Annotated in this window: 11 protein-coding genes; 5 read left to right on the top strand and 6 right to left on the bottom strand. The window is 61.8% G+C overall.

Features of this window, described 5'->3' with window-relative positions:
* Nucleotides 1–41: 41 nt before the first annotated feature.
* Complete coding sequence (locus ACP3TE_RS04040) at nucleotides 42–3,062, bottom strand: alpha-mannosidase (protein ID WP_426735438.1); 3,021 nt, start codon at nucleotides 3,060–3,062, stop codon at nucleotides 42–44.
* Between the two features lie 108 nt (nucleotides 3,063–3,170).
* On the bottom strand, nucleotides 3,171–3,839 hold the full coding sequence (locus ACP3TE_RS04035) for a histidine phosphatase family protein (RefSeq protein WP_426735437.1): 669 nt from the start codon (nucleotides 3,837–3,839) through the stop codon (nucleotides 3,171–3,173).
* A 207-nt stretch (nucleotides 3,840–4,046) separates the two neighbouring features.
* Between ACP3TE_RS04035 and ACP3TE_RS04030 the strand changes: the two genes are divergently transcribed.
* Complete coding sequence (locus ACP3TE_RS04030; RefSeq protein WP_426735435.1) at nucleotides 4,047–4,616, top strand: TetR/AcrR family transcriptional regulator; 570 nt, start codon at nucleotides 4,047–4,049, stop codon at nucleotides 4,614–4,616.
* A 49-nt stretch (nucleotides 4,617–4,665) separates the two neighbouring features.
* Here the strand turns inward: ACP3TE_RS04030 and ACP3TE_RS04025 are convergent, their stop codons facing one another.
* The gene (locus ACP3TE_RS04025) at nucleotides 4,666–6,003 is read right to left on the bottom strand and encodes an MFS transporter (protein ID WP_332504607.1); all 1,338 of its coding nucleotides are present in this window, start codon (nucleotides 6,001–6,003) and stop codon (nucleotides 4,666–4,668) included.
* 187 nt (nucleotides 6,004–6,190) lie between these two features.
* On the opposite strand from ACP3TE_RS04025, the gene ACP3TE_RS04020 reads away from it, so the two are divergent.
* Together ACP3TE_RS04020 and purH are read left to right on the top strand one after the other, a co-directional pair.
* Nucleotides 6,191–6,928 (top strand): hypothetical protein, encoded by a 738-nt coding sequence (locus ACP3TE_RS04020; RefSeq protein ID WP_426735434.1) that lies wholly within the window; start codon nucleotides 6,191–6,193, stop codon nucleotides 6,926–6,928.
* Nucleotides 6,929–7,025: 97 nt separating this feature from the next.
* Nucleotides 7,026–8,696 carry a bifunctional phosphoribosylaminoimidazolecarboxamide formyltransferase/IMP cyclohydrolase gene (gene purH / locus ACP3TE_RS04015; protein WP_332595201.1) on the top strand — a complete coding sequence of 557 codons (1,671 nt, stop codon included), beginning with the start codon at nucleotides 7,026–7,028 and terminating at the stop codon, nucleotides 8,694–8,696.
* 179 nt (nucleotides 8,697–8,875) lie between these two features.
* Here the strand turns inward: purH and ACP3TE_RS04010 are convergent, their stop codons facing one another.
* On the bottom strand, nucleotides 8,876–9,052 hold the full coding sequence (locus ACP3TE_RS04010; protein ID WP_166650681.1) for a hypothetical protein: 177 nt from the start codon (nucleotides 9,050–9,052) through the stop codon (nucleotides 8,876–8,878).
* Here ACP3TE_RS04010 and ACP3TE_RS04005 point away from each other — a divergent pair.
* Nucleotides 9,051–10,268: an NRAMP family divalent metal transporter gene (locus ACP3TE_RS04005; protein WP_105661644.1), complete on the top strand. Its 1,218-nt coding sequence runs from the start codon at nucleotides 9,051–9,053 to the stop codon at nucleotides 10,266–10,268. The two genes, ACP3TE_RS04010 and ACP3TE_RS04005, sit on opposite strands and share 2 nt — an antisense overlap.
* A 13-nt stretch (nucleotides 10,269–10,281) precedes the next feature.
* Nucleotides 10,282–11,091: a putative hydro-lyase gene (locus ACP3TE_RS04000; protein WP_426735432.1), complete on the top strand. Its 810-nt coding sequence runs from the start codon at nucleotides 10,282–10,284 to the stop codon at nucleotides 11,089–11,091.
* 118 nt (nucleotides 11,092–11,209) lie between these two features.
* Here ACP3TE_RS04000 and ACP3TE_RS03995 read toward each other — a convergent pair whose 3' ends face one another.
* Nucleotides 11,210–12,205 carry an adenosine deaminase gene (locus tag ACP3TE_RS03995; RefSeq protein ID WP_426735430.1) on the bottom strand — a complete coding sequence of 332 codons (996 nt, stop codon included), beginning with the start codon at nucleotides 12,203–12,205 and terminating at the stop codon, nucleotides 11,210–11,212.
* 395 nt (nucleotides 12,206–12,600) lie between these two features.
* Nucleotides 12,601–13,275 carry a GntR family transcriptional regulator gene (locus ACP3TE_RS03990; RefSeq protein WP_426735428.1) on the bottom strand — a complete coding sequence of 225 codons (675 nt, stop codon included), beginning with the start codon at nucleotides 13,273–13,275 and terminating at the stop codon, nucleotides 12,601–12,603.
* Between the last annotated feature and the right edge of the window lie 11 nt (nucleotides 13,276–13,286).

Genomic DNA, 13,286 nt, shown 5'->3' with positions numbered 1-13,286 from the left:
GCACGCCATGGCGTGCGAAGGGCCAGCCCCGGAACCCGCGGTTACCTGGCCAGGGCGAAGCGCAGGGTGCGCACTTCGAAAGCGCCCAGCTTCAGCGGCACTGCACCATCGGAAAGCTCGATGGCCTGCCCCGCCAGCTCATCTTCCAGCAGGCTCGCGGTGGCTGCAGACAAGGCCTGCGCGTTGACCAACAGGCTGCCGCTGGCGCGGCGCCCCAGGGATTCATAGACGCGCACCACCAAATCGCCGGAGTGGTCCGCAGCCAGCTTCACGCTGGAAAACACCAGGCCTTCGCCGGTAACCGATACCAGCGGGTCCACGCCGTGGGCGCCTTGGACGACGCGCTCTGCGCTGTTGAGCAAGGCGCCGGCTTCTGTTGCCATGGCCACGTCCGCGCCGATGACCAAACCGTAGCGGTGGGCCTGCCGGCCCTGGTCGGTTTCAGGATCCGGGAAGCGCGGGGCGCGCAGCAATGACAGGCGCATGGTTGTCGTGACGGCCGCGTCCTTGGCATCGCGGGTGACATCGAATCCGTAGATGGAATCATTGACCAGTGCCGCGCCGAAGCCGGGTTCCTCGGCCAGCACGAAGCGATGCATGGAAGTTTCGAACTTCGCCGCTTCCCAGCTGGTATTCACGTGGGTAACGCGCTTGTGGTAGCCGAACTGGGTTTCGGCAATTGCATGCTCGGCACGGATATCCAGCGGGAAGGCGACCTTGAGGAATTTCTCTGCCTCATGCCAATCGGTACTCTGCGAGATCTGCACGGTCCGCGAGCCTGGCGCCAGCGATAGTTCCTGGACCAGCGTGGATTTGGAGAAGCTGCGGGCAATCGTGATGACCTGGCTGCCGTCCTCGCGCGATGACAGCTCCAGGCTATCGAGCTCGCGCAGGTCGGTGACCTGGTTGCGGTAGTACTTGTCCACGTCCCAGGCATCCCACATGTTCGGGAAGTCCTGGTGCAATTGCAGCAGGTTCGCTTCCTGGCCCTCGGCGATAGTTTCACGGCCGGTAGCCAGATCCACCGCGGAGGCAATCAGGCCCTGGGCATTGACCGCCACCCGGATGACCGAGTTATCCAGGATGTAGCCGCCATCGGCTGCCGTTGCCCGGACCGCGGAAACAGGAACGGCTTCCACTTCCCTGGCCTGGCCGAAGGCCAGGTCATTGCGCGTGAACGCCGCACCGTTGAATGCAATAGGGGTGGAGCCCTCGCCAGCCAGCTGCTGCTGGGCGGCGCGGATCAGCGACTCGGCCTGCTCGATGACCTGGGCGTAGCGTGCCACCACTTCGCGGTGCACCCAGGCGATGGAGGTGCCGGGCAGGATGTCATGGAACTGGTGGAGCAGCACGGTTTCCCACAGTTCGTCGAGCTGCTCGTACGGGTATTCGGCCCCGGTGCGGATGGCTGCGGTAGCTGCCCACAGTTCGGCCTCGACCAGCAGCTGCTCGGTGCGGCGGTTGCCGGCCTTGGTCTGGTGCTGGCTGGTCAGCGTGGCGCGGTGCAGCTCCAGGTAGAGCTCTCCCACCCATACCGGAGGGTTGGGCAGCTCGGCCTTGGCCCGGTCGAAGAAGTCGTTCGGGTGTTCCCACCGGACTTTCGCACTGCCTTCCAGGTTGGCCAGGCGCTTGGCTTTGCCGGTCATTTCCCGGGTGGTGCCGCCGCCGCCATCGCCCCAGCCGACCGGTGCGATGGAGTTGTTGGCAAGCCGGGCTTCGCGGAACTGGCGCGAGGCCTTGGCGACTTCCTCCCCGGAGAGCTGCGAGTTGTAGGTGTCCATCGACGGGAAGTGGCTGAACACGCGCGAGCCGTCGATGCCTTCCCAATCGAAGGTGTGGTGCGGGAATTTGTTCTGCTGGTTCCAGGAGATCTTCTGGGTGAAGAACCATTCGAAGCCGGCCCGGCGCATCAGCTGGGGCAGGGCAGGGGAGTATCCGAAGGAATCGGGCAGCCATACGCCCTTTGAAGCGATGCCGAATTCGTCGCGGAAGAACTTCTGGCCGTAGAGAAACTGGCGGACCAGCGATTCGCCCGAGGGCATCACGGTATCGGACTCGACCCACATGCCGCCCAGAGGCAGGAAGCGACCATCGGCAACGGCCTTCTTCACCCGATCCCAGACCTCGGGGCGATGGGTCTTGAGCCACTTGTACTGCTGGGCGCTGGACATGCCGTAGAGGAATTCTTCCTCGTCGCCCAGCAGCTCCACCATCGAGGAGCAGGTGCGGGAGACCTTGCGGATGGTTTCGCGCAGCGGCCACAGCCAGGCCGAGTCGATATGCGAGTGGCCAATCGCGGAAATCTGGTGCGCGCTGTGCTCGGCTGGGGCGGCCAGGACCGCTGCCAGCTCCTTGCGGGCGGCCTGCGCGGTCTCGGTAATCCGCTGCAGGTCGAGCACGTCCAACGCGTTGTCCATGGCCTGCAGGATCTGCATCTTGCGCGGGCCGGCCGGCAGCTGCTCTTGCAGATCCAGCAGCACTTCCAGATCCAGCGACAACTCGTGTACTACGGATTCAAAGACCGCCAGGTCCATGCGGCGGGTGGTGTACAGCCGGCGCGAAGACGAGGTAAGGATATCGCCCTGCTCGGTGGGGAGGAACGGGTGGTAGTCCAGCAGCACCGGGTTGGATGCCGCTTCCAGGTACAAGTCGATGACCTCATCGCCTTCGGCCTGACCGGCAATGGGCACCCACTGGTTGCGCGGGTTGATCGCCTTGATGGTGATGCCATCGGGCCGGTAAACCAGGCCCTCGCACTGGAAGCCGGTCATGTTGACGTCAAAGCCCAGATCAATCACGGCTTCCACCCGGCGTCCGGCCCAATGCGCCGGAACCTGGCCCTGCAGATGGAACCATGTGGTGCCCCAGGCCGCGCCCCACGGGGTACCAACCTCTGTGGGCTGGTAGTCCAGTGCAAGGCCCTGCGCAGGAGCTATCGGCTCTCCCGGCAATTCGTGCCAGGAGAGCGTCAATGGCATGGTTTCCGAATATATCGCGGGAAGGATACGTTCGGTCAGAACGCGGCGGACGCGTCCGGTGGTCAGGGAAATGTCGTCGTGCATGAGGGCCTTCCGTTTGTGCGCTCAGCGGAAAATGAGCTCCCCTGCCAGACTACCGAAAAAATAGATGCTGAGTTGGTGCAACTCGCGATCCCCGGTGGAGCGGGGTACTCAGGGGATACCGTCCTCGCCACCCGTAACGTCCTCGGTGAGAACATCGCGAACGAAGTCGCCACCGAGCGGTTCTGGATTCCACCGTTCCAAGGCCCACGTTCCGCCGATGCCCAATTCCAGCAAGGAGCCACCGGTATTCTCGATATGCAGCTCTGCGGCATCGGCAGGCGCCATCTTCGTAGCCCATGCGCTGAAGACGCGAATGGCGGCGCCATGGCTGAATACCGCGACCGTGCCGGAGTAGTCCTGTGCCCGGGCGATGGTTTCCAGGGCCTTGGAATATCGTTCAAGGAAGTCGTAGCCGTTCGGCCCGCCGGGCCTCTTCTGCTCCCAGTTGCCATGCATCCACGAATGCAGGCACATGCCGTAGGCATAGCGTGAGGCCTCGTCGGCCTGCATCTCCAAGGTCCCGGCTGAAATCTCCTCGAGGCCGTCAATGACCTGCAGCTTCTGTCCGGTGGATTCGCTCAATGGCTGGGCCGTCAGCTGCGTGCGGTTCAGCGTCGAGGCATAGATGGACTGCAGCTGCCCGCCACTGAATGCCTGCGGCAGGGCACGAGCCTGGCAATGCCCCAGCGGAGTGAGGCTGGCATCCGGGTAAGCGGTATCAAGCTGCCCGGCAACATTCGATGGGGTTTGTCCGTGCCTGATGAGCTGAAAACGCATATCCGAGGATTCCTTGGCCTTGAGGTTCTAGATCCTAGGGATAGCACGGTTTCTGGAAATGCGGAATGGCTGGGCGCGGGCGCGGGGAGCAAACTTTTCGTTCTGGAAAGTTGATTTCCGCTTCGTCAGAGCATTGCCTGTCCGCTATCGTGAAATCGTCAGGTGGCAAGTCGTGCGCCAGAATTTCCTTCAGATCGGATTCCACTCATGCGTTCAGATGCTCTTCGGCGACGTGAGAACATCCTTCGAGCAGCTCGTGAATTATTTGCAGAACACGGCGCCCAGATTGCGATGGAAACTATTGCAGAGGCCAGCGGAGTGGGCATCGGCACACTGTATCGAAACTTTGCTGACCGGAATGCGCTGGTTGAAGAAGTCACCCTCGGCACGCTTGGGGATATCCGAATCGCTTCCCAATCAGCGGTTCAGCGGCTTGAAGACGGTGACACGGACGCTTGGGAAGTTCTGCTTGGTACGCTGGTCCAGCAGAATCTCGGGGCACTGAGCGAAGCGCTCGGGCTGCAATTACCACAGAAGATCAGCCCCCGCATTCTGGAGGTCCAGGCAGAGGCCGGCCAGTCCCTGAACTCCGCCTTGGACTTGGCCAAAAACGCGAATTTGGTCCGCAAAGACGTAACGGAGATAGAACTGATTGCCACCATCGGGGCCATGACCCGTCCACTGCCGCGGGCCTTCAGCAAGAGCCAGCCTGGTTTGGAGGACCGCATCGTGCAGATCATGCGCGATGGCTTGCGCCCGCAGACTACGCAGGACTAGCAAATGCCAGCACCAGAAGGTGCTGGCATTCGCCGCTGGCCGATGATCCTTAATCCAAACTCATGCCGCGGGTTTCTGGAGCGAATCGCGCCATGAAGACGACGGCGACCAGCACCAGCGCAGTCGCGCCGGCAAAGAGCCAGCCCAGCCCGACCACTGGCCACAGGGCCGCGAAGAGCAGGGGACCGAAGCCGGCGGCAAAGCGGGACATGGTCGAGGCCCAGCCGAAACCGCTGGCGCGCAATTCGGTGGGGTACAGCTCGGAAACGTAGGCATACAGCACCGGAATAGCGACCTGGACCACCACGCCAAAGACCAGCACCCAGGCAATCGCGGTCGCTGGGATATGCAGGTTCTGGGCTACGATCACAAGCACGATGCCTGAGATTGGCGCGGAGATCGCCAGCAGCCATTTACGGCCAACCCGCTCCACCAGCAATGCTGCCAGAACAACGCCCACCAGCCCCATCAGGGCCATCACCGCGGTAGCGAAGAACGACGCTGACTGGGCCATTCCGGCCTCGGTCAGAATCGATGGCAACCAGGTCAAGGCCAGGTAGTAGACCAGCAAAATGGTCATGAACAGCAGCCAGCTGGTGGCGGTGATCTTCCAGGAGTACCGCCACAGCGAGGCGACCTGCTCCCACCAGCGCGGAGCCTTTTCCAATTCCACAGGTGCAATTACGTACTCGCGCGCAGTGGCCCCGGTGCGTTCCACGAGCTGGTCGATGACCGCACGGGCCTCGGCATCGCGGCCCTTGGCTGCCAAGAACAGCGGGGATTCGGGCATGGAGCGCCGTACCAGGTACACCATGAACGCGGGCAGGATCATGACTGCCAGGATCAGCCGCCAATTATCGGCGGTGGCCATCACCCACCCCGAAACGAAGAAGGACAGTGCCGCGCCCACCGGCCACCAGCCATCCATGGCGGTGAGCACGCGTCCGCGCAGCTTGGCAGGGGTGAACTCGCCGACGAGCGCATAGTCCACCGGGATGCAGCCTCCCAGGCCGACGCCGGCCAGGAAGCGGAAGGCGACGAAGAAGCCGAAATTCGGAGACAGCGCGCCGAGGATGGTGAATAGCGAGAACATCAGAAGCGTCAGGCTGAAGGCGTTCTTGCGTCCATAGCGGTCGGCGATCCCGCCCCAGAGGAAGGCGCCCAGGGCCATGCCCACCAGATTGGAAGTGCCCAGCAAGGCCGCGGTGGGACGGTCAAGCCCCCACTCTTCGGCGACCAATGGAATCAACGCGCCGTTGAGGGTCACGTCCCAGGCATCGAACATGAAGCCGAGTCCGCCGATAATGAAAATGGTGCCCTGCACCTTCCATTTGAACGGCAGCTCTTGCACGATCGATGTGCCAGAAGGCAGGGGTGCGGAAGACACAGTGGTGCACCTTTCGGTGTGCGAGCAGAAATGGTTTGTACCGCGTGAAGCATAGCCGAAAACCAGGTTCCAGGTGTAGCTCTCTACGCTTCTTCTCCCGCCACGTCAAGGCCTGTTGTCTGCGCCGGCAAGGGGGTAATCTCTGGACATGGGAGTAGATTGGACCGCTCTCGAAGAGGCTATACGGGTGACTGCCCTTCGACACGCAGCGGAAGTGATAGCTGGACACCCCGACCAGGACTTCTATGCCATTGCCTTGCATGGAGTCAGCACCGAGGAAAGCGAAAGCATCGCCATGCCGTTGCTGGCCTTGAACTCGGTGCAGGCCCTGGAGCGAGATCGCCTCACGGAGTCTCGCGAGCAATTGGTGGAACGCGGTGAAGACGCCGATGAGCCTGCCGATTACGAAGACCGTCCCGATGCCGACGGCGATGGAAGCCTTGAACCTGAAACCGTCACATTGGAAGACGATTCGCTGCTGATCACGGATTCCGGTGATGAAGACGAAGACCAGCCGGATGACGAGGATTCCGACGGGGAAGATCTCGACGACGTCTTGGCGTCCTTGGAAGCGGATCTGGAAGACAGCGACGAGGAGAGCTTCTACTCGGATAAGTGGGAACCCAGCGATTGGCACTGGTCATCCATTGATTTATGCGAAGATCCCGCGGCCACGCTATGGTCCGAGGCGATGACCGGACTGGCAGCGCGTGATGGCTGGGAACCTACCATCAAGCGCTACTATCACACGCTGGTTGCGGTAGCCCGGTCGTTGCGCGAAGAGTTGGGCGAACGGACCAAGGCAGATCTCGTGGCCTATGTCGCAGATGAAGAACATGCAGAAAAACTTCTGCAGCTTTGCCTGACTGACAAGCAGCTTTCTTCATATTTCCCGCACCTTTCCTCATTGCCGGAAGGGGCTTGACACGAACTGAAATTCCGGTGCCTTCCTTGGTTAGAATGAAGGCGGTGGCCTCTGCGCTGCCCGCCCCATTCATTCTCACCGCCGGGAGAAAAATTTCGTGAGTAAGACCGTGCTGGACAAAGTCGCTATCCGTCGCGCACTGATTTCCGTCTACGACAAGACCGGCTTGGAGGAGCTGGCCGCTGGACTGCACGCCGCAGGCGTGCAGCTGGTATCCACCGGTTCCACGGCCAAGAAGATCGCTGCCGCTGGAATTCCCGTGACCGAGGTCGAGCAGGTGACCGGTTCTCCTGAGATGCTCGATGGCCGCGTCAAGACCTTGCACCCGCGCATCCACGGCGGCATCCTTGCGGACCGCCGCGTCACCGAGCACATGGACACCCTCTCCTCGATGGATATCGAGCAGATCGACCTGGTGGTGGTGAACCTGTACCCCTTCGTGCAGACCGTCGCCTCGGGTGCCTCGCAGGATGAAGTTGTCGAGCAGATCGACATCGGGGGCCCAGCCATGGTCCGCTCGGCAGCGAAGAACCACGCCGCCGTTTCCATTGTGGTTGATCCAGTTTTCTACCCGCAGGTCATCTCCGCAGCAGCCGAGGGCGGCTTCGATCTGAAGACCCGCCAGCGCCTGGCCGCCAAGGCCTACGCTCACACCGCAGCCTACGACACCGCGGTAGCCTCGTGGACCGCAAGCCAGTTCCTGGATGAGGACGGCGACGGCGTCATCGACTGGCCAGCCTACGCAGGCGTGGCCCTGCAGCGTGCCGATGTGCTGCGCTACGGCGAAAACCCGCACCAGCAGGCAGCGCTCTACGTTGACGAAGCCGCTCCAGCCGGCATCGCCCAGGCTGATCAGCTGCACGGCAAGCCAATGAGCTACAACAACTACGTGGACGCAGATGCAGCACTGCGTGCCGCCTACGACTTCGAGAAGCCGGCTGTGGCCGTGGTCAAGCACGCCAACCCTTGCGGTGTGGCCGTCGCCTCGGATGACGCGGCAGATCCAATCGCTGACGCGCACCGCAAGGCCCACGCTACCGACCCGGTGTCCGCATTCGGCGGCGTCATCGCCGCCAACCGCACGGTCACCAAGGAAATGGCAGAAACCGTCAAGGGCATCTTCACCGAGGTAGTTATTGCCCCGGACTTCGAGGCCGAAGCGGTGCAGATCCTCTCGGCCAAGAAGAACATCCGCCTGCTGGCCCTGCCCGAAGGCTACGGCCGGAACAAGAACGAGTTCCGCCAGGTAAGCGGTGGCATGCTGGTCCAGGCCGGCGACAAGATCGACGCCGAGGGCGACAACCCGGGGAACTGGACCCTTGCTGCCGGCGAAGCCGCTGACGCTGCTACCTTGGCAGATCTGGAATTCGCCTGGAGCGCCGTGCGCGCTGCCAAGTCCAACGCGATTCTGCTGGCCAAGAATGGTGCAGCAACGGGCATCGGCATGGGCCAGGTCAACCGCATCGACTCCTGCAAGCTGGCCGTGGAACGTGCCAACACACTGGGCGTGAAGGTCGAGTCCGGCGCGGATGCAGCCGGTGGCGCTGAGAACGCTGACGCGGCTGCTTCGGAACAGCGTGCCGTGGGCTCCGTGGCCGCTTCGGATGCGTTCTTCCCCTTCGCCGACGGCCTGCAGATCCTGATCGATGCCGGCGTGAAGGCTGTCGTCCAGCCCGGTGGTTCGGTGCGCGATGAGGAAGTCATCGCGGCAGCGAACGAAGCCGGTATCACGATGTACTTCACCGGTGCACGCCACTTCTTCCACTAAACCCGATTAGTGTCCCGCGGCCGCGGTCCCGGCGAATTATCGCTGTGACCGCGGCCGTGGTGTTTTAAGTGCCGAATCAAGATGGAACCTTCCGGTTGCGCTGACGCGAGCCACTTGATGGAAAAAATTTTCGAGGAGTCCAGTGGGCTGCTGGGCCTCGAGTATATTTAGGGAATTTGCTAGTCAGCGCTCAGCACCAAAACGAATAAATGGTGATTTGCAATGGGATCGGAGGAGGCCTGCAAAGTAAATTGTTCAACAACCTGTTGCCAGAGTTGTTCAACAACCTGTAAAGTCTTGTCCATCACATTGACCTTGTGACGGTTGTCACCACTATCGCATTGGAACGTCATCATGGCACTTCCTGAGTCAACATCCCAAAGCAGCAAGGCGCGGCGCACGGCGCTCCTAGGCGCCATGTTCCTGATGGCCACCAGCGCCATTGGACCGGGCTTCATTACCCAGACCACAGAATTCACGGTCCAAATCGGCGCGGCCTTCGCCTTCGCCATTGTCGTCTCCATCCTTGTGGACATCGCGGTCCAGCTGAACGTCTGGCGCGTGATCGGGGTATCCGGAATGCGTGCCCAGGAACTGGGCAACAAAGTCGTCCCTGGCATCGGTTGGGTACTGGCCGCACTGGTATTCATCGGCGGCATGGTCTTCAACATCGGCAATATCGCCGGCACTGGCCTGGGCCTGAACGCCATGCTGGGTGTTGATGCCAAAATTGGCGGCGCCATCTCCGCGGCCATTGCCATCCTGGTCTTCTTGTCCAAGAAGGCCGGCATGGCATTGGACCGCATTGTGGTGATGCTCGGAGCCGTCATGATCCTGCTGATGCTGTACGTGGCAATTGTCGCCGCCCCACCAGTGGGCGATGCGATCCGCAACGTGGTGCTCCCCGAGAAGATCGATTTCCTGATCATCACCACCCTGATCGGCGGCACCGTTGGCGGCTACATCACCTACGCCGGCGCCCACCGCATGATCGATTCGGGCACATCGGGCGTGGAGCATGTCAAGTCGATCTCCAACATCTCGACCCTGGCAATCATCGTCACCGGTGTCATGCGCGTGCTGCTCTTCCTGGCGATCCTCGGCGTTGTGGCTGGCGGCGTAGCGCTGACCAGCGACAACAAGGCTGCCGAAGCTTTCGGCCACGCCGCCGGCCCCATCGGCATCCGTGCTTTCGGTATCATCCTCTGGGCTGCCGCGCTGACCAGTGTGATCGGTGCCGCCTACACTTCGGTTTCCTTCATCACCAAGCGCACCACCCCGGAGCGCACCCGCAACCTGATCACCGTGGCTTTCATCGTGGTCTGCGGGATCATCTACCTGTTCCTGGGCAAGGCGCCGGCAACCCTGCTGATCTTCGCCGGAGCCTTCAACGGTCTGATCCTTCCTGTGGGCTTCGCAGTACTGCTCTGGGTCGCATGGCGCCGCCGCGACCTGATGAACGGATACAACTACCCCAAGGCCCTGCTGGTCATCGGTGCCTTGACCTGGCTGCTCAGCGTCTACCTCGGCTGGAACTCGATTTCGGGTCTGGCAGCCCTCTGGAACGGCTAGGAGCCAAGCAATCATGAAGGACCTGAAGAGTCTCGGACATTCCGAACGTGCGGCGATGGCCCCAAGCGAAGCTCGCGAATTGTTCCGTGCCGGGCAGGTGCTGCCTACCGCCGGGATCAGCGCTGGATATGCGCAGGCAAATCTGATCATCGTTCCCCAGGAGCTGGCCTTCGATGTGCTGCTCTTTGCCCAGCGCAACCCCAAGTCCTGCCCGATCCTCGGTGTCCTGGAGGCGGGGCAAACCAGCAATGAATTGCTGGCAGGCGGAGATATCCGCACCGACGTGCCGAAGTACATGGTTTACGAAAACGGGGTCAAGGTGGATGAGCCCACCGACCTGTCAGAGTACTGGCGGGATGATCTGGTGACCTTCATTGTCGGCTGCTCGTTCACCTTCGAGAGCGCACTGATGGAAAGCGGCATTTCCATCGCGCATATCGACCAGGGCGTGAACGTGCCAATGTACAAGACCAATATCCGCTCGCAGTCGGCCGGAGCGATGTCCGGTCCGATGGTGGTCTCCATGCGTCCGATTCCTGCCTCGCAGGTTGCCGACGCGGTACGCATTACCTCGCGCTATCCAGCTGTGCACGGGGCTCCAGTGCATATCGGGAACCCCCAAGAGCTGGGCATCAAGGATTTGGGCGCACCGGACTTCGGCGATGCAGTGCAGATCCCGGAAGGGACGATTCCGGTGTTCTGGGCCTGTGGCGTCACGCCGCAGGCAGCAGTGATGGAGTCCCGCCCGGCCTTGGCCATCGGCCACGCACCGGGGCACATGCTCATTACGGATATCAGGGATTCCAAATACCAGGTTCCCTAGCCCATAGACCGAACGAGGCGGCCTCACCCCAAGGGGGGGCCGCCAAGTTCCCGCCAGGGCCTTTGGCCCTGGATCGAACGCGGTGGCCTTCCCCCAAGAGGCCGCCGCGTTCCCATGTCTAAAGGCTTTGCCGCTGAACCCAGGCCTGGACTTCGGCAAGCAGTACCTGCTTGGATTCTTCATCCAGGAATGCGGATTCAAAGGAATTCCTTGCCAGCGTAGCCAGCTGCCCGGTGCTGAAGTTGAAGCTTGCCATGAGCGAGGCAAAATTGGCATCCATGTATCCGCCGAAGTAGGCAGGATCATCGGAATGCACCGAAACCTTCAAGCCCTTTTCGAGCATCTGCGGCAATGGATGATCGGCCATGGTGTCCACCGCACGCAAACGGATGTTTGATAGCGGGCAGACAGTCAAAGGCATCTGCTCGTCGACCAAGCGCTGAACCAGCGTCGGATCGTCCAGGCAACGGATGCCGTGGTCCACGCGCTCAACCTCCAACAAGTCCAGCGCTTGCCAAATGTAGTCAGCAGGGCCTTCCTCGCCCGCATGGGCAACGACGTGCAGGCCGTGGGCGCGGGCATAGGCAAAGACTTCCTGGAACAGCTCGGGCGGGAAACCCACCTCCGAGGAATCCAGGCCGATGCCATCGATATCGTGCTTCTCGGCGACCAGCACCTTCATCAAGTCCATCGCTTCTTCCGCTGGGGCATGGCGCCAGAAGCACGCGATGAGCTTGTGGGAGATCCCCCAGCGTTCTGCGCCCTCGGCCAGGCCGGAACGGATGCCGGCGATGACCTCGCCCAGGCCCAGTCCGCGCTGGATGTGAGCCTGCGGATCGAAGAACAATTCCACATGGCGCACGCCGGAGTCATGGGCGCGCTGCAGGTAGGCCACGGTGATTTCGCGGAAGTCTTCAGCAGTGCGCAAGACCGCCATATTCGCATAGAACAGGTCGAGGAAGGACTGCAGATTGCTGAACTGGTACTTGGCACGCAACTGGTCAACGGAGGCATAGGGCAGCTCAGCACCGTTTTTTGCCGCCAGCGCCATGATCATTTCTGGCTCCAGCGTTCCCTCAAGGTGGATGTGCAATTCGGCTACAGGCAATTTCACGGGTGGTGCGACCTTCCAAGCAGGGGACGAGGGCCTAGGCCGTGATGAAACGGCGGTGGCGCGCAATGGTTTCGTTAAACCATACGTTGGCTATCTATGTGCTTGCTTGGCTTGTCCGTGCGTCGAGGAAACCCGCAGGGCGCTGGGCTTGCGGCTGCCCGCACCGGTGTGCAGGCGGCGGCGAATGCATCAAGGATCCGGAAAAACCGGTGATCGCAGTGGAAATTCCGCGGGGCAAGCCCGGATTTGGCCTCTGCGGCATCCGTGGAAGACAAGGGTGCGCAACCCGATGAGGCATGCGTTGGAGGCTGGCATTTGCCGCAGAGCAGTGAGGAATGCACGGCGCGGATGAGATGGAAGTCGCAAGTGGATTGGGCCGAGTCCCTGCTCCATGCCTACTCCGGGCGTTGGGCGATGTGGCTGAGCAATTCAGCTTCAGCGGTGTCGAGATAGCCGCGCAGGGTCTGGGCGGCTTCCAGGCGCTCTCCGGCGCGAAGCATGGCCAGCAGATTCGCATTGCGTTCTACGTAGTGCGAATGGAAATCCGGGGCGTCGCTCATGGCGTGGAAGACCAGGCGCATACGAGCCAGCACGCGGCTCATCAGCTCCTGGAGCAGTTCGCTATCGGAGGAGGCCACCAGCTGCTTGTGGAAAGCCTGATTGGCATTGGCCATCCGCGGCACGTCGCCGGCAGCCAGACCTGTGCGAGCCTCCTCGATGATTTTGCCCAACCGGTCCAGATCAATGTCTTGGCCCCATGCCAGGCATGCAGGCTCGACCGTGCGGCGCACCGCATAGATTTCCCGCACATCATCAGCATCCGGAGAAGCCACGAAAACGCCCCGGTTGGGGATCCGGGTGATGATCAGCTCGCTATTGAGCAGGGTGAAGCTCTCGCGCAAGGTATTGCGCGAAAGCCCCAACGATTCAGCCAGGGCCTGCTCGGAAAGCTTGTCACCGGGCAATAGCTCGCCTTCGGCAATGCGGCGGCGCAGCTCATTGGCAGCCCAGAGCCCGCTGTGCGCGTGTGGGGCCTTGGCTGGATGCGAGGTGCTGCTGGTGGCTTTCATGCTTCCAATTT

It is taken from the genome of Glutamicibacter sp. 2E12, from assembly GCF_050030965.1.
In the GTDB taxonomy this organism is placed as follows: Bacteria; Actinomycetota; Actinomycetes; order Actinomycetales; family Micrococcaceae; genus Glutamicibacter.
Note: the sequence above shows the minus strand (reverse complement) of the source record. Positions and strands in the feature narration are given on the sequence as shown.